Below are 20,698 nucleotides of genomic sequence, written 5' to 3'. Positions count from 1 at the left end.
CGTGCACTCTACGGTTTGTTGCCCGGCGTTGAAGATGTCATCTCTTCCTGCCGCAGCTTGGCGCGCCGGGCCTCGATGCGCTTGCGGATGGCTTCGATCTGGTCCGACGACTTCCGGTTGTCCGGCTGGTCCGCCCCGGGGGGCGAACCCGGGCGCTGCGTGCCGGGATCCCGCGTGCTGTTTCCTGCGGGGGCAGGCTCGGAGGGCACGGGGCCCATGTCGTCGGGCGCGGCCGCTGCGCCGGGCACCGGCGTGGCGGCGTCTGCATCGGTCACCGACATCGGCGTGGACACCGGCGTCGGCGGTGCGCCACCTTCGCCATCGAAGACCCGCAGGTCGAGCTTGCGCTCGCCGTCCGGGCCTTCGAACACGGCCTTGCGCGGTTCGAGCGTGACCAGGCGCCAGCCCGGCGACGCGTCCGGCGCCGCGCCGACCCGGACCCGGACCGAATCGCCGCCTTCGCTGGGCTGCAGGATCGCCATCCGGAAATCGGGGGCGATCAACACGCTGGTCAGTACGTAGTCGAAGCCGCGCTTGCCGTCGTCCTCGCCGTCGGGATTGATCACGAACGGCTGCGGGCGACGGTTCTCCGAGAACAACGGCCGGCGGCCGATCTCGGCGTACTGCGGCAACGGGCCGAGCCGTTCGGGCAGCAGCGGGGCGGCCTGCGGCAACGGTTGCAGCAATGCCGGATCCTCGGGCAGCGACGTCACGCTGCCGCCCATGCCCAGCAGCGCCAGCAGCCAGGCGCACACGGCCCACGCCGCAACCGCCCCAAGCAGCCAGGTCTTCGCGCCGGCGGTGTCAGCGCGCATCGGCGGGCGCTCCCGGCGGCGGCTGCAGGTATCCGTACAGATCGAAGCTGACGTCGAGCCCGCCGCCGCCCTGCGCCTCCCGGTCGCCGCGCGAACGGAAATTGCCCAGGGTCAGTACGTTGAGGTTGTCGATGAACAGCCGCGGCGATCCGCTCTCCAGCGAATGCAGCACCGCGGCCAGTTCGGGATTGCCGCAGCGCAATCGCACCTGGACCGCCACGCGGGGGAAGCGCTGCTGGCGCGCTTCGGTCAACGGCGAGCGGTTGATGATCGCGCAACTGCGGTTGCCGGGGCTCGCTTCCAGCACCGCGGTTTCGAGGCGCTGCACCAGCGCCGAGGTCGCCAGCTCCGGGCTGCGCTGGGGCATGAAGCCCGGAACGCTGTCCGCCTGCGCACGCAGCGCCTGCAGGCGGTTGCGCACTTCCGGCGCCTGGCGCAGCTCCATCCGCGCGCGCAGGTCGCGCTGCTGCAGGTCGCCGATACGGTCATCGACTTCCAGCATGGGCGCAGTCCACCAAGGATGCACCAGCAACAGGTACGCCACGCCCAGCAGCAGGGCGAGGATGCCCAGCGCGAGCCAGCGGTCGCGGTCAGGGCTGGCTGCGCGCATCGGCCTTCCCTCCGTTGCCGGGCGTCGCTGCGATGGCGAGCTGCGCGGTCATCGTGAAGCGGTCGCGGTGCGTGCGCGGATCGGGCTGCAGTGCGCCGGTCAGCGCCGGCGAACGCCACAGCTTCGAGCTTTCGAGCTGGCCGACCAGCGCCGAGGCCTCGCTGCTCTGGCCGATCAGCAGGATCTGGTCGCCCTCGATCGAGAGTTTCTCCAGGTAGGTCGAATCGGGCAGGCGCCGGCCGAGCTCGTCGAGCACCTCCACCGTCGTCGGCCGCGCCGCGCGGGTGCTCTGCAGGAACGCCATGCCTTCGACCAGGTCCACGAGTTGGCGTTTTTCGACCGCCACCTGGCGCGCCTGCCGGGCGCGTGCGTTCGCGGTGTCGGCGAAGGCGTCGGCCGCGGCGCGACGGTTGGCGAGCAGTTGCCACATCGCCAGCGCGAGGGCGAACACGGCCAGTGCGGCGAACGCCCAGTTCCATGCGCGCCAGGGATCGGCGCGACGATGGCGCCGGGCATCGGCGAGCAGGTTGATGCCCAGCGGCGCACCGTCGTCGCCCGCCATGTCAACGCCGGCGACGGTGCCGCCCAGCGCGCCGAGCGATGCCAGCGCCGCGTCGAGCGTGGCCCGAGGCACGGCAACGAGCTCGGCTTCGATCTGATCGCCGCTGCGCGCGACCACGCGCGCATCGAAGTGCACGTCTGCCGCGGCGAACGGCGTCTGGCGGTCGATCTCGAACGCCACGACGTCGCGCAGGCGTTCGGCCGCCGCGGCGGGAAACGCGAGTCGCCGGCGCAGTCCGGCACTGGCGGGCAGCAGCAACCAGCGCGGCATGTCGGCCACGCGCGGCACCAGCAGCGAGGCAAGCAAGTCGTCGCCCCGCGCCGCTTCCTGCGCGCTCCACGGCAGCTGCGCGATGTCCTGCACGCCGTCGCCGCGCTCCAGCGCCAGCCGCAACTCGCTGCCGGCGAGCTGCAGCAGTACGCGTTCGTGGTCGAGGCCGAACAGCGTCCGCAGGCGCGGCGACAGCCAGCTGGCCAGCGCCTGGGTCCACCAGCGCCAGAATCCGCCGATGCCCGGGCGCAGCCGGCCGCCCGCGCGCCCGAGGCGCTGCCGGAGCGAAGGAGTCGCAGACTGGTTGTCGACCGCGGCCGTCATCGTGGTGCAGTGGCTCCCTGTTCCCATCGCAGTGCCGTGTAGGCCGAACCGGGCACGGTGCCGATCCCCGCGCGCACGACGACCCTCAAGATTGCCTGACGGCCGTTCGGGAGCCGCGCACGGCTGTCGATACTATACGTGCCGCTGCCACCGCCCAAGAGCGCGTCTTCCGGCGACGGCGTGCGGGCATTGCGGCGGGCGAGGATCGGCGCCGGATCCTCGCCCAGCGCCTGCAGCACTTCGGCCGCGGCGAACTGCGGATCGGGCCGCCCCTGGCCGCTATAGATGGTCAGCAGCGGCGCGACCCTGGCGTAGATCGCCGGCGTCATGCCGAGCACCTGTTCGACTTCGGCCACCGTGTCGAACGGCGCATCCTTCGCGCCCCAGGGCAATCCGGCGCTGGCGTAGGCGGGATCCTCCGCGCCGCCCTGGGGCTGGGTGAGATCGTCGCTGTCGCGCCAGTCGGCGATCGCGGCGGCGATCGACCCGGCCTCGGCCTGGTCCACGCCGAGCACGGCGAACAGCCGCGTGAGCAGGTCGACGTCGGCGGCGTTGAGGTCGACCTTGCCCGATTCGTCGACCACCTCGATGCGCACGCGCGCGCCGCCGAAGAGCCAGTCGTAGCGGCGGCCGTCGGGCTGCCAGCGCAGCCTGGGATCGGATTCGGTGAGCCGGGTCAGCGCGTACTCGACGCCGGCACGCGCGGCCTGTTCGGCGACCACGCCGCGACTGAGCGTGCGGCCCTGCAGCTTTTCCATTTGCGCGGTCAGCGCGAATGCCCCCACCACGCCGGCCAGCAGCATGGTCAGCCACAGCACCAGCAGCAGAGCGACGCCGCGTTCGCGCCTCACTGGAACAGCCCTCCGCTGCCGGCGCCGGCCTGCGGCAGCGCGATCACCAGCGACGGCCACGCGCGGCCCTCGGCATCGACGATGTCGATCGCCACCTGCAGCGGCAATTGGCCGGGCGACTCCCATTGGTCCTGCCATTCGCCCGGCGCGTTCTCCTGGTCCAGGCCGCGATAGCGGAAGCGCACCTCGGACAGGTCCGCGGCCAGCGTTTCGGGTGGACGTGGGGTGCGTTCGGGCAGCGTCCGCGCGCCGGCGACCATCGTGAAGGACACCGCCAGCCGACTGGCATCGCCGTCGTCGAACAGTTCCACGTCATGCAGGTACGGGCCGCCGCGGCCGAGGTAGTCCGGCAGGTCGGCGACGAAGCGCATGCGCGTGGGTTCGCCGGTGAAGCGGATCTGCTCGCCGGTGTCCGGGAGGGTTTCGAAGCCGATCGGCAGCGCCGAGGCGATGCGCCGGCGCAGGAAACCTTCGACTGCGCGCATGCGCTCGCTGCGCTGCGACAGCTGTTCGCCTCGCTGCGCGGTGGCGGTCGCGGCTCGCACGGTGGCGAAGCCCACTGCCAGGCCCGCGGCGAGCAGCGCGGTCGCCAGGAGCACTTCGATCAGGGTGAAACCGCGCTGCCGCGTACCCGCCGGCGCGACATCGATGATGCCCCGATCCGGCGAACCGTCCGGCAAGACATCAATGATGCCCCGCCCCCGCGAACCGTCCGGCAAGACATCAAGGATGCCCCGCCCCCGCGAACCGACCGGCAAGACATCAATGATGCCGTCGGGACGGCTTGCACCGATGAACAGCCTGCGCTTTGCCACGCACGGACGAATGCCATTCCGAAAAACGGTTCCCGACCCGCCGCGATCGCGCGGCGATGATCCCCTGCGGCGAACCGACACCCGTCCAGTGTCCACGGGCCCGGGCACGCTCACAGCGACGCTCCCGCTGGATCGGGCTGCGCCAGCCGCAGCGACTGCAGGTCCAGGCGCTCGCGCGGGCCGCCCTCGCCCCACTCGACGTGCAAGGCCAGCAGCAGCAGCTGCGGCGCGCCGGGCTCGATGGTGTCGCGCGCGCGCCGGGTGGGATCGACGTAGCGACCGATGCTCAGGTTCCACCGGTAGCGGCCATTTTCGAACTCGCCATCCCGGCTGCCCGGTCGCAGCGCTTCACCGACGCCGACCTGGTCGAGCAGCGACTGCGCGTGCATCGCTGCGCGTCCGGCATCCGCGGACGCCCGCACCTCGCGCGCCGAACCCGACAGCGTGCCCAGCAGCAAGGTCAACGCCAGCGCCAGCACCGCGAACGCGATGATGACTTCGAGCAGGGTGAAGCCGCGCTGCCGGACTATCCCCGGCGCTGCAACAACAGTGCCGTCGCCACGGCGTGCGTCAACGAATAGCCGGGGCTTTTCCGCGCGGCGGCCAGCTACCCCGAATTGCGGGTGAGGATTCGTGTACATACGCGAATACAGTTCGATCCCCCCGGTCACTGCCCCGCCTCCGCCCGCTTCAACGTCACTTCGCCGGTCAGCCACGCGACGTCGACATTCCACGCCGCACGCCCGCTGGCCAGCTGCACGCGACCACCGGTGGAGGCCCCGTCGTCGAAGAACAGGATCGCGCCCACGCCTGCTTCCGGCTGGGCCTGGCGCGCGCCGGTGAAGTTGACGTCCAGCGCGGCGGGGATCTTGCCGTGGCGCCCGTTCGGCGCCTGCCACGCGTGGCCGCGCGGGTCGATTGTGAAGCGCTGCGGCACGCCGGTGGCGATCGCCTGCGCGCGGGTATAGCGCAGGTTCGCGGCGATCTGCTTGGTGCTCGAATGCAGCTGCATGCGCTGCGTACCGCCGGTGGTCGCCATCGCGCCCAGCAGCACCGCGGCGGCAATGATCACCATCACCACCACCATTTCCAGCAGCGTGAAGCCGCGCTGCGACGAACGCTCCGGTGCAGCGACAGTGATGCCGTCGCCACGGCTTGCGCAATTGAATCGCCGGCTCCGTACAGGCAGACCGGCAGACGGTCGCACGGCGCGACGCGGACGCATCATCCTGGATTCAACGTCCCGCGAATGCATTTCACTTCCGCGCAAGACCCGCGCATCACTCGTACCTGATATCGGCATCGACGCTGGTGCCGCCGTCCTTGCGGTCGGCGCCGAGGCTGACCAGGTCGAAGCCGCCGTTCTCGCCCGGCACACGATAGACGTAGGGCGTACCCCACGGATCCTTGAGGTCGGCCTCCTTGGCATAGGGGCCGAGCCAGCCGGTGGCGCTGCCGGGCTGGCGCACCAGGTCCTCCAGCGACCCTGGCAGGCTGCCGGTGTCCATCTGGTAGGACTGGATCTTCTCGGCCATGGTCTGCACGGTCGACTGCGCCAGCTTGTAGCGTGCGTTGTCGCCGCCACCGAGGACTCGCGTCGCGGCGAACGCCACGATGCCGCCGATCAGGACGGTGACGATGATGATCTCGATCAGGCTGAAGCCCGCCTGCGCGGAGGGGCGCGGGGAGCGGGTGATGGAGCGATTGCGTCGCATGTGTTGTTCCTCTTTTACCGATGGATCGGAAGTCATTCTGGACGATCGGGCAAATGCGCGACCGTCCGGATCTTGCAGGAGCGGCTTCAGCCGCGAGCCCTTGAACAACCGTGGCTTATTGAAAAGCTCGCGGCTGAAGCCGCTCCTACAGACACAGGGGGCGCGGTCCCACTAGGAAATCGAACTGGTCAGGTCATAGATCGGAATCAGCACCGCCAGGATCACCGCACCGACGATGCCGGCCAGCAGCAGCGTGATCACCGGCACCAGCGCGGCGAGCATGCGATCCAGCGCCTGCCCGGTTTCCTGCTCGAAGGTGTCCGCGGTCTTGAGCAGCATGGTGTCGAGCGCGCCGGACTCCTCGCCCACCTGGATCATCTGCAGCGCCAGCCGCGGGAAGCGCTTGCCCTTGGCCAGCGCGGCCGACAGGCCGACGCCGTTCTTGACGTCCTCGGCAGCCGCGGCCACGTCGCTGGCCAGCGAACGGTTGAGCAGGACGTTCCTTCCGATGCCGATCGCCGTGAGCAGCGGCACGCCGTTCTTCAGCAGCGTGCCGAGGGTGCGCATCAGCCGGGCGGTGTCGAGCTTGGCGACCAGCGACCCGGCCAGCTTGCGACCCAGGATCCACTCGTCCAGCCGCGCCCGGAACGCGGGATCGCGCCGCTTGCGATCGAGCCACCAGGCCAGCAGCGCCGGCACCACCAGCACCACGATCCACCAGTCGCGCACGAACAGGCCCAGGCCCAGCACCAGCTGGGTGAACCACGGCATCTGAGCGTCGAGGCTCTCGTACATGCCGGCGAACTGCGGCACGACGTAGCCGAGCAGGAAAAGCAGCGATCCGCCGACCATCACCAGCAGGATGGCCGGATAGATCAGCGCATTGATCACGCGCCCGCGCAGCGCGTTCGTGCGCTCGTAGTAATCGGCCAGCCGCTGCAGCGTGTCGTGCAGGCTGCCGCCGGCCTCGCCCGCACGCACCATGTTGATGTACAGGCGCGAGAACGCGCCGTGCTGGCGCTCCAGCGCCGTGGACAGCGAAGCGCCCCCGCGCACGGCGTCGCGGATGTCGGTCACGGTGCGCCGGGCGGCTTCGTCTTCCGGCAGTTCGAGCAGGATCGTGAGCGCGCGGTCCAGCGGCTGCCCCGCGCCGAGCAGCGTCGCCAGCTGCTGGGTGAATTGCACCAGCCGTTCGCCGGCGAACGGTTTGGCCTTGAACAGCGCACGCCACGCCGGCTCGCCCCCGCCTTCGCTGGCGGGCCTGGCCTCGATCGGCAGATGTCCCTGTTCCTGCAGCCGCAGCACCACCTCGGCGTCGCTGCCGGCTTCCATCTGGCCGTTGAGCGTCTCGCCGCGGGTGTTGAGGGCCTTATAGTGGTAGAGGGGCATTCGCTGGGATCGGCGGTCAGTTAGTCAGGAAAGGCCATCGCGGTTTGCCGCCCGCGCTCGGAAGGCGGCACCGCCCGGCGCGCTGCGAGTTCCTGCACGCGCGGCTGGCTCGCCTCACGCATCTTCGGTCACCCGCAACACTTCCTCGATCGTCGTCTGCCCCGCCAGTGCCTTGGCGATGCCGTCCTCGTACATCGTGCGCATGCCGGCCTGGCGGGCGATCTGTTCGAGTTCGCCCATGCCCGCGTGGCGCATCACCGCGCGGCGCAGTTCGTCGTTCATCACCAGGAATTCCATGATCGTGGTGCGGCCGAGGTAGCCCGTGGGCGCGATCGCCGAGCCGCCGGGCCGGTACAGGAAGATCTCGCCCTCGGGCTGGTAGCGGCGCAGGCTGAACTTGTCGATTTCCTCGGGCGAGGCCGGGTAGCGCTCGGCGTGCGTGGGCTCCAGGCGACGCACCAGGCGCTGGGCGAGGATGCCGTTGATCGTCGATGTCAGCAGGTAGTCCTCGACGCCCATGTCGAGCATGCGCGTGATGCCGCCGGCGGCATTGTTGGTGTGCAGCGTGCTGAGCACCAGGTGACCGGTGAGCGCGGACTGGATTGCGATGCGCGCGGTTTCCAGGTCGCGCATTTCGCCGATCATGATGATGTCCGGGTCCTGGCGCACGATGCTGCGCAGCGCATTGGCGAAATCCAGCCCGATCTGCGGCTTGGCCTGGATCTGGTTGATGCCCTCGATCTGGTATTCGACCGGATCCTCGACGGTGATGATCTTGACGTCGCTGGTGTTGAGCTTGCTCAGCGCGGTGTACAGCGTCGTGGTCTTGCCCGAACCGGTCGGCCCGGTGACCAGCAGGATGCCGTGCGGCTGCTGCAGCACGTGCTCGAACTGCGGCAGGAAGTTGTCGGTGAAGCCGAGCCGGTGGAAATCGAACACCACCGTCTCGCGGTCCAGCAGGCGCATCACCACGCTCTCGCCATGCGCGGTGGGCACCGTGCTCACGCGCAGATCGAGTTCCTTGCCCTGCACGCGCAGCATGATGCGGCCGTCCTGCGGCAGGCGTCGCTCGGCGATGTTGAGCCGCGCCATGATCTTGATGCGGCTGATCACCGCAGCGGTGAGGTTGGTCGGCGGGCTTTCGCCCTCCTCGAGCACGCCGTCGACGCGGTAGCGCACCTTCAGGCGATTCTCGAACGGTTCGATGTGGATGTCGGACGCGCGCATCTCGACCGCGCGCTGGATGACCAGGTTCACCAGGCGGATGACCGGCGCTTCGGAGGCGAGGTCGCGCAGGTGCTCGACATCGTCCATGTCGCCCGATGTCTCGCCGTCGGCGGTTTCGATGATGGTGCCCATCGCGCTGCGCCCCTGCCCGTGCCAGCGCTCGATCAGGTCGTCGATCTCCGAACGCAGGCCGACGCACAGCGCCAGGTCGCGTCCGGTCGCCAAGCGCACCGCGTCGATCGCATAGCGGTCGTAGGGATCGGCCATCCACAGCAGCAGGCGATCGTCGTGGTCGCCCAGCGGGCACAGGTGGAACTGCTTGAGGAAGCGCAACGACAGCGGCTGCATCTCGGCAATCAGCTCGGGCGGCGCATCCGGCGTTTCCCTGCCGGCCAGCAGCGGCAACTGCATCGCCTCGGCGCAGGTTTCGGCATGGTCGCGCTCGGACACCAGGCCCAGGCGGCCCAGGAGCGACAGCAGGTCGCCGCCGGTCTCGTCCTGCAGGCGCCTTGCACGGACCAGGTCCGCTTCCTTCAGGCGGCCCTTCGCGAGCAGGGCGGCGACGATGCGTTCGTCCATCCCGCTGTCGAGGCTCCGCTCGTTTGCAATGGTGTCGGCTGCCGCGTTCACGTTGCGCTCCGGCATGGGGGCTCGACTTTAGCAGCTTGCGAAACACGCGGACCGGCCTCCCGCCGGCGCGGGGAGTCGCGGTTCACGGACGAAAAAAAAGACCCCGGCCGAAGCCGGGGTCGTGGTAACACTGTCGGGAAACCGGTCGCTTACTGGCGCGCGACCAGCGTCAGGCCGCTGTAGCTCCCGGTCAGCTTGATGTAGTACGTCCCCGCCTGCGGAGCGGTGAAACGCACGGTCTCGCTGTTGCCGGCGCGCGTCGACTTGCTGTCGTAGGCGTCGGCACTGGGCTCCTCGCCGAAGCTGACGTACATCGACGCGTTGCCGCTGCCGCCGTAGGTCATGAAGCTCAACACCGCACCGGCCTGCGCTTCGAAGCTGTAGAGCACGTCGTTGCCGGCGGTACCGGCCAGGCCCGTCACCGGCACCTTGTTGGTCAGCGGCGTGGCGGTGGGGCCCGGCGGCTCGCACTCCTCGGTATCCGGATCGCAGGGCACTTCGACGGCCTGCATCACGGCAGCGAGCGCGTCGACGATGCCCGCACCGATCGGCTGGGTGGGGCTCGGGGTCACGGTCGGCGTGTGAGCGGTGCTCTGCAGGTTCGCCAGCACTTCAGCCGGCGTGTACAGGGGAAGGCCGGCGTCGATACGTGCGCCCTGGATCATCGCGACCACGCCTGCAACATGCGGTGCGGCCTGCGAGGTGCCAGCGTAGCCACCGTAGTCCGGACCCTCCGGGCCCTTCAGCCCGGCATCGAGCGCCTGCCACACGAAACCGTCGTTGCCGGGCGTGCCGGACGAGCCGTCGTTGGGATAGACGCCGCCGCCCGGCGCCGCGATTTCCACCGCTGCGCCGTAGTTCGAATAGTAAGCGCGCTTGCTGGTGATGCCGGTCGCGGCGACCGTGATCACGCCCGGGCAGCTGGCCGGCGAATAGTTGGCCGCGTCGGCGCCGCTGTTGCCCGCGGAGACGACGACGACCGCGCCGAGCGCGTTCGCCTGCGCCACGGCCAGGCCGGTGACGCTGCTGGCCGAACAGGCTCCGCTGCCACCCAGGCTCATGTTGATGACCTGGGCCGGATTGGCATTGGCCGGAACCCCGGCGACCGTGCCGCCGGCCGCCCAGACGATACCGTCGGCGATGTCGCTGGTGTAGCCGCCGCAGTGGCCGAGCACGCGCACCGGCAGGATCTTCGCGCCATACGCGACGCCAGACATGCCCCTGGCGTTGTTGGTGATTTCCGCACCGGCGGTGCCGGCGACATGGGTGCCGTGCCAGGAGCTGGCGGACGGCGGGTTGCTGGCGTCGGTGCACTCGGACATCCACGGCTCTTCGTTGGTCCAGTCGCCGATGTCATAGCCGCCGGCAACGCGCCCGTCGGTGGCGCGGCCGGACACGAACGAGTCGCCGATGAAATCGTAGCCCGCGGCGATCAGGCTGCTGTCGATGTCCTCATGGACGACCAGGCCGGTGTCGAGCACGGCGATGACGATGCCATTGCCGTCGGCCAGGTCCCAGCCGTTGTTGACGTTGGCGCCGCCACGGTTGGCGACGTTGCCCTGGGTGAGGGTGCCGTCCGGAGCCTTCAGATGCCACTGGTACTTGGCGTAATAGGTGTCGTCCGGGGTGAAGGTCTGGGCCTTCAGGGAAGCGGGCGCCTTGATGTCGCGCACCGCGCGCATCATCACGTCCGGTTCGACGTGCGACACGGCGGGATTCGCCGCGATCTGGCGCATCAGCGCTTCGGCCTCGACGCGATCGAGCTTGCGACCTGTCTTGATCAGGTTCGAGCCCACCGCCAGTTTGCGCAGCTGCTTCACGGCAAGTGCCTGCGCGCCCACACCCTTGGCGCCGCTCCTGGAGGTCAGGCCGGCGCGCTGCGCGGCAGCGGCAACGCTGCGCTCCGCTGCGGAGCGATTGGACGCCTCGGGGGTGCCGGCCCGATAGGTCACGATGAACCGATCGAAGGTCTTCTGGCTCGCCATCGCGCTGGTGTCCACGCGCGGGGCGTCGCCGCGGTGCGGGACGCGCTGGGCAGCGTTCGCGCCAGACGTTGCCAGCACACCGGCAATGACGGTTGCGAGCAGGGTGATCGTGGTGTGTCGATGCGTCATGTAAAGCCTCTCCTGTGGAATGTCATGCACGTGTTGCTGTCGTTTGAAACACTTTCCTGGCCAAGCCCGCGGGACACGGCGCGATCGTGCCGATCGCCACCGTGGCTGGAGCCTTGCACCGCGTCAAATCGAAACTCCTGTAGCGCGCTGCCCGCTCATCCGGTGCAGACATCCAGGCCTGGTCGCGTTGCCTGGTTGTCACCTCGCTGCGGCATCCCGCCGCCATCCTGATCCCGGTCGTCTGCCGTGGCGGCCGTCCAGCGGCAGTAGGCGTGTTACCGGCGCAGCCGCGCCTCTCCGGCGCGGCTGCGAACCCCGTTGCCTACCAGCCGAAACCGGCGCCCAGGCCGACCGACGTCTCATCGCCGCTGAACGCACCGCCGAAGGTGATCACCGCGCGATCGCTGATCGCACGCTGGTACCCGACCGAAAGCGCGCTTTCGCCGTTCTGAAAGCCGACGCCGACGCCGACGCGATTCTGCGTGCGGATGCCCGCGGCGCTGGTGGCCATGTTGAGCATGGCGGCACCCATCGCGCCCTGGCGGTCGATGCGGCGATCCTGGTCACGGAAGCGATGGTCGATCTCACCCTGGAACGCGGTGAACGTGTCGTCCCATGCGGCGAACTTCGCATCCGTGTAGGCGTTGGCCGAAGTCAGCGTCTTGGTCGCGGTGGTGTCGGTGTAGGTCTTCGCCTCCGCGATGCCGGTGTCGAGCTGGCCCTTGTTCACCGCGTCCGTCGCCAGGGTGCCGTCGGCGACGTTGGTGACCTGCCGCTCGTTGCCGACGCTGCCCACCGAAACGGTGTTGTCGCGGTCGGCGACCGAACCCTGGCCCAGCGCCACGCTGTTGGTCCCGGTAACCGATGCGCCCTGCCCGATCGCGGTGCCGGACGCGGCATCCACGCTCGCGCCTTCGCCGATCGCAACCGAATTGGTGGACGTGGAGGTAATGACGGAGTTGGCGCCCACCGCCGTGCTGCCGTCGGCGCCAACCGAGGCATTCCCGCCGATCGCGGTGTCGTTGGGGCCGGCCGCATAGGCGCCGCCGCCGATGGCGACTCCGTTTTCGCCGCTGGCGTCCGCATCGGAGCCGATCGCCACGCCATTGGTGCCGTCGCCCACCGTCGCCTCCTTGCCACCATCGATCTGGACCCGGTCATCTGTCGTGGTCGTCGGTGTGCCGCTGCCGGCGTTCTCGACCACCGTCAGGCGCTGGTCGATCTGCGACAGCGACGCATCCAGCGCGCCGAGAGCGTCGCCGACACTGAAGTAGTTGCTGCCCTGGACGATGTAGGTCGGCGCGGAAATGGTGCCGAACGCGGTGACCCCGGCACCACCACCTAGCATCGCCGCGGTGCTGTCGAGCGCGCCGTACAGCTGGCTGCCATTGATCGCTTCGGTGCTGGTGGAACTGACCGAACCGGCCGCGAGGTTGCCGATCACCGTGCCCTCTTCGCCGGCAAGCGTGGCCGTGGCCTTGCTGTCGTCGTCGTACTGCACCGCATTGGCGACGCCGCCTTCGATGTCGTCCACGCGACCGTCCAGGTCGTCGACGCGTCCTTCGACCACGCCCACCCGCTCGTTGGTTTCGAACAGCTGGCTGCCGTTCACCGCGTCGCTGCTGTCCGCGGACAGTTCGCCAGCCGCGACGTTGCTGATCACCGTGCCCTGTTCGCCGGCCAGCGTGATCGTGCCCTTGCTGTCGTCGTCGTACAGGACCGCGGTGTCGGCGAGTTCGCCGACGCTGCCGGCGACTTCGTCCAGCTGCGCCTTGTTGACCGCGTCGGTGTTCTCGGTACCGGCCGCGACATTGGTGATCTGGCGTTCGTTGCCCGCGCTGCCCACCGACACGCTGTAATCACGATCGGCAAGGGATCCGGCACCGAGCGCGACCGCGTTGTTGCCGGTCGCCTCGCTTCCCGCGCCGATCGCGATCGCGCTTTCTGCGTCGGCCAGCGAGTTGGTACCGATGGCGATGGTGTTGATCTGGTTGCCCAGCGCCTGGTAGCCCACGGCCACGCTGTAGTCCTCGTATGCGAAGGCGCCGCGACCCACGGCCGTTGCGCTGCTGCCCGGCGCCCAGCTGTTGTAGCCGATGGACGTCGCGCCCGATCCGCTGGCCCAGGCCGCTTCGCCGAAGGCCGACGAGTCGGTGCCGGTTGCCCAGGCGTTCGCGCCGAAGGCGGTTGCGCCTTCTTCCGTGGCCCAGGACAGCCAGCCCACCGCGGTGGACAGGTATCCGCTGGCCAGCGAATCCTGGCCGATCGCGACGCTGTAATCGCCGGTCGCGCGCGACTTGTAGCCGCCCGCGAACGAGTTGTTGCCCAGCGCCTGTGCACCGTAACCCAGCGCGGTGCTGACCTCGCCCGTGGCCTGGGCGCCCGCACCGAGGGCGGTGGAACCCGCCACGGCCTGAGTGCCGATCAGGACCGGGTTGCCGTCCTCATCGTAGATCGGAGAGTTGTACTGGTCGTAGGCCTGGCCCATTCCGCCGACGGCGACGCTGCCGTCCCCGTCCGAGCTGCTGTTCTGGCCCACGGCGACCGTATTCGCACCGATCGCATTGGCGCCGCTGCCATAGGCCGATGCGCCGTCGCCGATGGCGTTGGTCGCTTCGCCCGCCGCCGTGGCGTTGATGCCCTCGACGTACGAGCCGACGCTGGTCTCGTCCGGATCGTCCGTGGCCTTGAAGAAGTGGTCGGTGTTGCTCGCCGTCTTGCCCACTTCGTCGAGCTGCGCCTTGTTCACCGCATCGGTGTCCTCGGTGCCCGCCGCCACGTTGGTGATCTGGCGCTCCTCGCCTGCTCCGCCCACCGACACGGTGTTGTCGCGATCGGCGACAGAACCCGCGCCCAGCGCCACGCTGTTATCCGCTCCGGCGTACGCGCCATAGCCGACTGCCGTTGCATCGTCCATTTCCGCCCAGGAGGCGGCGCCCAGCGTGGTCGAGTTGGTGCCATCGGCGCTGCTCATCCAGCCGATCGCCGTGCTCTGGTCGCCGGATGCCCAGGCGCCGTTGCCGAACGCGGAAGCACCCGCACCGGCCGCTTCGGTGGCGAAGAAGCCATAGGCGGTGCCACCCACCGCGGTGCTTTCCTCGCCCGTGGCCTGGGCCGATTCGCCGACCGCCGTGCTGCTGGTGCCGCCGGCCACGGACATGGTGCCCATGGCCGTGCTGTAGTCGCCGATGGCATTGGCCACCGCGCCGAACGCCGAGGACTGCGCACCTGCCGCATACGCACCGACGCCCGCTGCCGTCGAGGCGAACCCTTCGGCGTTGGCGCTTGCGCCCAGCGCCGTGCCGCCCAGGCCGGCGCTGGTCGCGCCCGTGGTCACCGGTTCGCCGTTCATGGTGATCAGCGGATCGCCGTTCTCGTCCACCGCGTTGCCGCCCACCGCCACTGCTCCGGGGCCGGTCGCCTGCGCGTTCTGGCCGAACGCCGCGCTGTTCTGGCCCGCGGCCAGGGCGTTGTAGCCCACCGCCGTCGCGCCTTCAGCCACTGCGTTCGCGCCGCTGCCGTAGGCCGATGCGCCCTCGCCGATCGCGTTGGTCGCCTCGCCCGCCGCCGTGGCGTTGATGCCTTCGACGTACGAACCCACGCTGTCGTTGTCCGGGTCGTCCGTGGCCTTGAAGAAGTGGTCCGTGTTGCTCGCCGTCTTGCCCACTTCATCGAGCTGCGCCTTGTTCACCGCATCGGTGTCCTCGGTGCCCGCCGCCACGTTGGTGATCTGGCGCTCTTCGCCCGCCGCGCCCACCGACACGCTGTTGTCGCGGTCGGCCACCGAGCCTGCACCCAGCGCCACGCTGTTCAACGCGTCGGCGTTCGCACCCGCGCCCAGCGCCGTCGCGCCGTCCGCCGTGGCAAACGCGCTCTCGCCCAGCGACGTGCTGCTCTCGCCGCTCGACCAGCTGTTCCAGCCGATCGCCGTGGCGTACTCGCCCGTCGCCCATGCGCCGTTGCCGAATGCCGACGAACCGGTGCCGCTGGCTTCGGTCGGGATCAGACCAAAGAACGTCGCACCACCCACTGCCGTGCTCTCTTCGCCGGTCGCCTGCGACGACTCGCCCACCGCCGTGCTGCTGGTGCCCGTGGCACCTGCGCCGTAGCCGAAGGCCGATGCGAAATCGCCGGTCGCCGTGGTGTAGCCGCCCGACGCCGTGGACGCCAGGCCGGACGCTTCGCTGCGGAAGCCGTTCGCGGTCGCCTGCGTGTTGGACGCGATCGACTCGCTGCCGGTCGCCGTGCTGTAGGCGCCTGACGCCGAAGCCCCTTCGCCGAAGGCACTCGCCCCGATTTCGCTCGCCGTCGACGCAAAGCCGACCGCGGTCGAGTCTTCGCCACTGGCGATGGACTCCGCACCCAGCGCGGTCGCGCCATCGGCGCTTGCGGTGCTGAAGTAACCCACCGCCGTCGACTCGATGCCGCTGGCTTCACTCAGGGTGCCGTTTGCCGTGCTGCCGTCGCCGGTCGCATAGGCCGCCGCACCGGTCGCGGTGCTCTGCTCGCCCAGTGCCGCGCTTTCGGCGCCCACCGCGGTGGCGTATTCGCCGGCCGCCTGTGCCATCGCACCGACAGCAGCGCTGTTGGCACCGTTGGCCGTGGCGTTGAAGCCGATCGCCGTTGCATTGAGCTCCATCGCCATCGCGCCGCTGCCGTAAGCCGACGCGCCGTCGCCGATGGCGTTGGAAGCTTCGCCGGCTGCCGTGGCGTTTTCGCCATCGACGAGCGCACCGACATCCAGGCTCGCATCCTCGTTGCCGCTGGCCTTGAAGTACTTGCCCGCGAGCAACGCACCGTCGGCGGCTTCGTTGAGCTGATTGAGGTTCACCGCATCGGTGCCCTGCGTACCCGCGGCGACGTTGGTGATCTGGCGCTCTTCGCCGACGTCACCCACCGAAACGGTGTTGTCGCGATCGGCGACCGAGCCGTTGCCCAGCGCCACGCTGTTGGCCGATTCGGCCCAGGAGTTCGCGCCCAGCGCAACGCTGTCGTCGCCCAGCACCGTGCTGTAGTAGCCCAGCGCCGTGCTGTGGTCGCCGGCCGCCCAGGCTTCGGCGCCTGTGGCAGTGGCGTAGTCGGCCTGCGCATAGGCGAAGTAACCCAGCGCCGTGCTTTCGACACCGTCGGCCTGCGCGAGCGCGCCGGTCGCGGTGCTGTAGTCGCCCCACGCCCCTGCACCCGCACCGAAGGCCGATGCGGCCTCACCGGTGGCCTGGGTCGAAACGTAGAAGCCCAGTCCGGGAACCAGGTCCGCCAGGCCGCCGACCGCCGTGCTGCCGTTGCCGGCGGCGTAGCTCTGTGAACCGATCGCGGTGCTGTAATCGCCGAGGGCATTGGCGACGGAACCGAACGCGGAGGACTGGGTACCCGCCGCGTACGCACCCACGCCGGCTGCCGTGGAGATGAATCCTTCGGCATTGGCGCTTGCGCCCAGCGCCGTGCCGCCCACGCCCGCGCTGGTCGCGCCCGTGGTCACCGGCTCGCCGTTCATGGTGATCAGCGGATCGCCGTTCTCGTCGACCGCGTTGCCGCCCACCGCCACCGCGGCCGGGCCCGTGGCCTGCGCGTTCTGGCCGAACGCCGCGCTGTTCTGGCCCGCGGCCAGGGCGTTGTAGCCCACCGCCGTCGCGCCTTCAGCCACTGCGTTCGCGCCGCTGCCGTAGGCCGATGCGCCTTCGCCAATCGCGTTGGTCGCCTCGCCCGCCGCCGTGGCGTTGATGCCTTCGACGTACGAGCCCACGCTGTCGTTGTCCGGGTCGTCCGTGGCCTTGAAGAAGTGGTCCGTGTTGCTCGCCGTCTTGCCCACTTCATCGAGCTGCGCCTTGTTCACCGCATCGGTGTCCTCGGTGCCCGCCGCCACGTTGGTGATCTGGCGCTCTTCGCCCGCCGCGCCCACCGACACGCTGTTGTCGCGGTCGGCCACCGAGCCTGCACCCAGCGCCACGCTGTTCAACGCGTCGGCGTTCGCACCCGCGCCCAGCGCCGTCGCGCCGTCGGCGGTCGCAAACGCGCTCTCGCCCAGCGACGTACTGCTCTCGCCGCTCGACCAGCTGTTCCAGCCGATCGCCGTGGCGTACTCGCCCGTCGCCCATGCGCCGTTGCCGAACGCCGCCGAACCGGTGCCCGAGGCTTCGGTCGAGATCAGGCCGAAGAACGTCGAGCCGCCCACCGCCGTGGCTTCCTCGCCCGTCGCCAGGCTGTACTCGCCCACCGCCGTGCTGCTGGTCCCGCCGGCGGTTGCGCCGGTGCCCACCGCCGTGGCGAAGTCGCCCACCGCGTTGGCCACCGCGCCGAACGCCGAGGACTGCGCGCCTGCCGCATACGCACCCACGCCCGCTGCCGTCGAGGCGAACCCTTCGGCGTTGGCGCTTGCGCCCAGCGCCGTGCCGCCCACGCCGGCGCTGGTCGCGCCCGTGGTCACCGGCTCGCCGTTCATCGTGATCAGCGGATCGCCGTTCTCGTCGACCGCATTGCCGCCCACCGCTACCGCGGCCGGGCCGGTCGCCTGCGCGTTCTGGCCGAACGCCGCGCTGTTCTGGCCGCTGGCCACCGAGTTGTAGCCCACCGCCGTCGCCCCATCGGCCAGCGCGTTGGAGCCGCTGCCGTAGGCCGAAGCGCCTTCGCCAATCGCGTTGCTCGACTCGCCCGCCGCCGTGGCGTTCACGCCTTCGACGTAGGAGCCCATGCCGTCGGCATCCGGGTCGTCCGTGGCCTTGAAGAAGTGCTCGGTGTTGTCCGCGGTCTTGGCGACCTCGTTCACCTGCCCCACGGTCGCCGCATCGGTGTCCTCGATGCCGTCGCTGACGTTGGTGATCCGGCGCGTGGCCGGATAGCCGCCGTTGCCGGTGCCGTTACCCACCGACACCACGTTGTCCTCGCTTGCGCGCGAGCCCGAACCCAGCGCCACGCTGTTCTCGCCGTTGCTCCACGCGCTCGCACCGATCGCGGTCGCGCCATCGGCGTAGGCGAAGGTGTCCTGGCCCAGCGCGGTCGCCCCGTCGCTGGTGGCCCACGCGAACTGGCCGAGCGCCGTGCTCTGCTCGCCCGTGGCCCAGGCCGTGCCGCCCACCGCCGTGCTGTCCTCGCCGGTCGCCTGCGCGCCCGAGCCCACGCCGACCGAGGCATAACCGCTGGCCTCGGAAGACTCGCCGACGGCCGTGCTGCCGTCGCCCAGGGCCAGCGCCTGCGTTCCCACCGCCGTGCTGTAGTCGCCGATCGCATTGGCCACCGCGCCGAACGCCGACGACTGCGCGCCGGACGCATAGGCGCCAACGCCGGCGGCCGTGGCCGCGAAGCCGGTCGCCTGCGCACTCGCGCCCAGCGCCGTGCCGCCCACGCCAGCGCTGGTCGCGCCGGTGTCGATCGGGTTGCCGTCCGCGTCCACGATCAGCGCGTCACCGTTCTCGTCCACCGCGTTGCCGCCCACCGCCACTGCTCCGGGGCCGGTCGCCTGCGCGTTCTGGCCGAACGCCGCGCTGTTCTGGCCCGCGGCCAGGGCGTTGTAGCCCACCGCCGTCGCGCCTTCAGCCACTGCGTTCGCCCCGCTGCCGTAGGCCGATGCGCCTTCGCCAATCGCGTTGGTCGCCTCGCCCGCCGCCGTGGCGTTGATGCCTTCGACGTACGAGCCCACGCTGTCGTTGTCCGGGTCGTCCGTGGCCTTGAAGAAGTGGTCCGTGTTGCTCGCCGTCTTGCCCACTTCATCGAGCTGCGCCTTGTTCACCGCATCGGTGTCCTCGGTGCCCGCCGCCACGTTGGTGATCTGGCGCTCGCCACCGACGGTTCCCACTGAAATGCTGTTATCGCGGTCGGCCTCGGACAACGCGCCGATCGCCACGCTGTTGCTGCCGGCGGCGTAGGCGCCGTAACCGAAGGCGGACGAATCGTCGCCGTCGGCCCACGACAGGCTGCCCACCGCGGTGCTGTACTCGCCGGTCGCACCCGCGCCCGCGCCGAACGCGGAGGAGTTGGTGCCGGACGCTTCGGCCGAGATCAGGCCGAAGAACGAGGTGCCGCCGACGGCGGTGGATTCCTCGCCCGTGGCCAGGCTGTACTCGCCCACGGCCGTCCCACTGGTGCCGCTCGCGGTCGCGGCGACGCCCACGGCAGTGGCGTAGTCGCCGGCCGCTTCAGCGCCGTAGCCGAGCGCCGAAGCCAGCTGACCGGTGGCCACGGTGTAGCTGCCAAGCGCGGTCGCGCCGAGTCCCGAGGCCTCGCTGCGGAAGCCGTTCGCGGTCGCCTGCGTGTTCGAAGCAATGGACTCGCTGCCGGTCGCGGTGCTGAAAGCGCCCGATGCATCCGAACCTTCGCCGAACGCGCTTGCGCTTTCGCCGCTTGCATTCGAACCAAAGCCGACCGCCGTCGCGTCGATGCCCGCGGCGATGCTTTCGGCGCCCAGCGCGGTCGCGCCGTCGGCCGAAGCCGTGCTGAAATAGCCGACCGCGGTGGACTCCACGCCGTCGGCTTCGCTCAGCGCACCGGTCGCGACACTGCCGTCGCCCAGAGCCACGGATGCGGCGCCGGTCGCGGTGCTCTGCAGGCCGCTGGCATCACTTTCCGCGCCGGTCGCGGTGGCGTATTCGCCGCTGGCGTTGGCACCCGAGCCGGAGGCGGTCGCAGACGCGCCGGTGGCCGACGCGGCGAGGTCGCCGGTGGCCTGGAAATACTGCGCGGTTTCGCTGGCGACGTCGGCCACGGCGTTGAGCTGGCCCATGGTGGCCGCATCGCTGTCGGCGATGCCGTCGCTGACGTTGGTGATGCGGCGGGTCGCGGGGCCGACCGTGCCGGCGCCGCCGCCGTTGCCGACCGAGAACACGTCGGCTTCCAGCGCGCGGGCGCCGTAACCGATTGCCACGCTGCCGGTCGCGGTCGGGGCGACGTAGCTGTTGAAGCCCATCGCGACCGCGCCTTCGGCATTGGCCTGAGCGTTCATGCCCACTGCCGTGCCGCGGAAGCCGGCGCGCGAGTTGGAGCCCGTCGCGGTGGAGGCCGCGCCTGTCGCCCAGGCATTGGAGCCGGTTGCGGTTGCGTTCGCGGCCTGCGCGCGGGCGTTGTTGCCGATCGCCGTGGCGCTGGTGGAGGTGGCCTGCGCTGCGCTGCCCAGCGCCGTGGATCCCGCACCGCTGGCGACCGCGCCGCTGCCGCATGCCAGCGAGCCGGGCTGCGTGGCAGAGGGCGGCGTTACGCCGTCGCCGACCTGTTCGCAGGTATCGCCCGCCATCGCCGGCGAGGAGGCCAGCGCACCGGCGACGAGCACCGCCTGAAGCAGCCTTGCCCCCTTGCCCTTGCCCTTCGCCTTGGCCAGTTCCGATGCAACGACGACACCACGCTCGACACTCCAGATCTTGCGGTAAATGCGGTTCATTGACTCTTATCC

The 20,698-nt window shown here is 70.1% G+C and carries 12 protein-coding genes; all 12 read right to left on the bottom strand.

The window, feature by feature from the left end:
- Nucleotides 1–8 precede the first annotated feature (8 nt).
- The 12 genes from ACFOM9_RS00970 to ACFOM9_RS00915 all read right to left on the bottom strand — a co-directional run bounded on the left by ACFOM9_RS00970 (nucleotide 9) and on the right by ACFOM9_RS00915 (nucleotide 20,686).
- Nucleotides 9–815, bottom strand: coding sequence for a hypothetical protein (locus tag ACFOM9_RS00970; RefSeq protein ID WP_386705350.1), 807 nt, complete (start codon nucleotides 813–815; stop codon nucleotides 9–11).
- Complete coding sequence (gene gspM, locus ACFOM9_RS00965; RefSeq protein WP_386705349.1) at nucleotides 805–1,425, bottom strand: type II secretion system protein GspM; 621 nt, start codon at nucleotides 1,423–1,425, stop codon at nucleotides 805–807. The genes ACFOM9_RS00970 and gspM overlap by 11 nt, the downstream gene beginning before the upstream one ends.
- Complete coding sequence (locus ACFOM9_RS00960) at nucleotides 1,406–2,581, bottom strand: PilN domain-containing protein (protein WP_386705347.1); 1,176 nt, start codon at nucleotides 2,579–2,581, stop codon at nucleotides 1,406–1,408. The genes gspM and ACFOM9_RS00960 overlap by 20 nt, the downstream gene beginning before the upstream one ends.
- Entirely contained in the window at nucleotides 2,578–3,432 is an 855-nt protein-coding gene (locus ACFOM9_RS00955; protein ID WP_386705345.1) for a type II secretion system minor pseudopilin, read from the bottom strand. Before ACFOM9_RS00955 ends, ACFOM9_RS00960 begins: the two co-directional genes overlap by 4 nt.
- Complete coding sequence (locus tag ACFOM9_RS00950) at nucleotides 3,429–4,112, bottom strand: prepilin-type N-terminal cleavage/methylation domain-containing protein (RefSeq protein WP_386705343.1); 684 nt, start codon at nucleotides 4,110–4,112, stop codon at nucleotides 3,429–3,431. Before ACFOM9_RS00950 ends, ACFOM9_RS00955 begins: the two co-directional genes overlap by 4 nt.
- Before the next feature lie 245 nt (nucleotides 4,113–4,357).
- Nucleotides 4,358–4,777, bottom strand: coding sequence for a type II secretion system protein XpsI (xpsI, locus tag ACFOM9_RS00945; RefSeq protein WP_386707218.1), 420 nt, complete (start codon nucleotides 4,775–4,777; stop codon nucleotides 4,358–4,360).
- Nucleotides 4,778–4,914: 137 nt separating this feature from the next.
- Nucleotides 4,915–5,334 carry a type II secretion system protein XpsH gene (gene xpsH, locus ACFOM9_RS00940; protein WP_386707215.1) on the bottom strand — a complete coding sequence of 140 codons (420 nt, stop codon included), beginning with the start codon at nucleotides 5,332–5,334 and terminating at the stop codon, nucleotides 4,915–4,917.
- A gap of 193 nt (nucleotides 5,335–5,527) precedes the next feature.
- Nucleotides 5,528–5,962, bottom strand: coding sequence for a type II secretion system major pseudopilin GspG (gspG, locus tag ACFOM9_RS00935; RefSeq protein WP_386705341.1), 435 nt, complete (start codon nucleotides 5,960–5,962; stop codon nucleotides 5,528–5,530).
- 171 nt (nucleotides 5,963–6,133) lie between these two features.
- Nucleotides 6,134–7,351 (bottom strand): type II secretion system protein XpsF, encoded by a 1,218-nt coding sequence (gene xpsF / locus ACFOM9_RS00930; RefSeq protein WP_386705339.1) that lies wholly within the window; start codon nucleotides 7,349–7,351, stop codon nucleotides 6,134–6,136.
- 114 nt (nucleotides 7,352–7,465) lie between these two features.
- Nucleotides 7,466–9,157, bottom strand: a complete 1,692-nt coding sequence (gene gspE / locus ACFOM9_RS00925; protein ID WP_386707212.1) for a type II secretion system ATPase GspE — start codon at nucleotides 9,155–9,157, stop codon at nucleotides 7,466–7,468.
- Nucleotides 9,158–9,357: 200 nt separating this feature from the next.
- Complete coding sequence (locus ACFOM9_RS00920; protein WP_386705337.1) at nucleotides 9,358–11,322, bottom strand: S8 family peptidase; 1,965 nt, start codon at nucleotides 11,320–11,322, stop codon at nucleotides 9,358–9,360.
- A 322-nt stretch (nucleotides 11,323–11,644) separates the two neighbouring features.
- Nucleotides 11,645–20,686 carry an ESPR-type extended signal peptide-containing protein gene (locus tag ACFOM9_RS00915; RefSeq protein ID WP_386705336.1) on the bottom strand — a complete coding sequence of 3,014 codons (9,042 nt, stop codon included), beginning with the start codon at nucleotides 20,684–20,686 and terminating at the stop codon, nucleotides 11,645–11,647.
- Between the last annotated feature and the right edge of the window lie 12 nt (nucleotides 20,687–20,698).

Origin of the sequence: Luteimonas notoginsengisoli (assembly GCF_042648885.1) — a bacterium.
Taxonomy (GTDB): Bacteria; Pseudomonadota; Gammaproteobacteria; order Xanthomonadales; family Xanthomonadaceae; genus Luteimonas; species Luteimonas notoginsengisoli.
Note: the sequence above shows the minus strand (reverse complement) of the source record. Positions and strands in the feature narration are given on the sequence as shown.

Coding starts and splice junctions, on each gene's coding strand:
- ACFOM9_RS00970 (WP_386705350.1), bottom strand. CDS start 815: ATGCGCGCTGACACCGCCGGCGCGAAGACCTGGCTGCTTGGGGCGGTT.
- gspM (WP_386705349.1), bottom strand. CDS start 1,425: ATGCGCGCAGCCAGCCCTGACCGCGACCGCTGGCTCGCGCTGGGCATC.
- ACFOM9_RS00960 (WP_386705347.1), bottom strand. CDS start 2,581: ATGACGGCCGCGGTCGACAACCAGTCTGCGACTCCTTCGCTCCGGCAG.
- xpsH (WP_386707215.1), bottom strand. CDS start 5,334: ATGGTGGTGGTGATGGTGATCATTGCCGCCGCGGTGCTGCTGGGCGCG.
- gspG (WP_386705341.1), bottom strand. CDS start 5,962: ATGCGACGCAATCGCTCCATCACCCGCTCCCCGCGCCCCTCCGCGCAG.
- xpsF (WP_386705339.1), bottom strand. CDS start 7,351: ATGCCCCTCTACCACTATAAGGCCCTCAACACCCGCGGCGAGACGCTC.
- gspE (WP_386707212.1), bottom strand. CDS start 9,157: ATGGACGAACGCATCGTCGCCGCCCTGCTCGCGAAGGGCCGCCTGAAG.
- ACFOM9_RS00920 (WP_386705337.1), bottom strand. CDS start 11,322: ATGACGCATCGACACACCACGATCACCCTGCTCGCAACCGTCATTGCC.
- ACFOM9_RS00915 (WP_386705336.1), bottom strand. CDS start 20,686: ATGAACCGCATTTACCGCAAGATCTGGAGTGTCGAGCGTGGTGTCGTC.